Source organism: Serratia sp. HNCC26DJ244 (genome assembly GCF_057180565.1).
In genome coordinates, this window is record NZ_JBXUGO010000096.1 from 1 (window position 1) to 683 (window position 683).

General features: G+C 51.0%; 1 protein-coding gene. It reads left to right on the plus strand.

Annotation, left to right across the window (positions count from 1 at the left end):
• Window positions 1–683: GTP-binding protein (locus AC2A06_RS18745; protein ID WP_484381285.1), on the plus strand; the 683-nt coding region annotated here is incomplete at both ends.

A 683-nucleotide genomic window follows, 5' to 3' on the forward strand; every position in this document is an offset into this window, starting at 1 on the left:
CTGACAGCTGCAATCACCACCGTTCTGGCTAAAACCTACGGCGGTAATGCACGTGCTTTCGATCAGATCGATAACGCACCAGAAGAAAAAGCACGTGGTATCACCATCAACACTTCACACGTTGAATATGATACCCCGACTCGTCACTACGCACACGTTGACTGCCCAGGGCACGCCGACTATGTGAAAAACATGATCACCGGTGCTGCTCAGATGGACGGCGCTATTCTGGTTGTGGCAGCGACTGATGGCCCAATGCCTCAGACTCGTGAGCACATCCTGCTGGGTCGTCAGGTTGGCGTTCCTTACATCATCGTATTCATGAACAAGTGTGACATGGTTGATGATGAAGAGCTGCTGGAACTGGTAGAAATGGAAGTTCGTGAGCTTCTGTCTGCTTATGATTTCCCTGGTGATGACCTGCCAGTGATTCGTGGTTCAGCGCTGAAAGCACTGGAAGGCGACGCAGTGTGGGAAGCGAAGATCATCGAACTGGCTGGCTTCCTGGATTCTTACATTCCAGAACCAGAGCGTGCGATTGACAAGCCATTCCTGCTGCCAATCGAAGACGTATTCTCTATTTCTGGCCGTGGTACTGTAGTTACCGGTCGTGTAGAGCGCGGCATCATCAAGGTGGGTGAAGAAGTTGAAATCGTCGGTATCAAGGATACCGTGAAATCAAC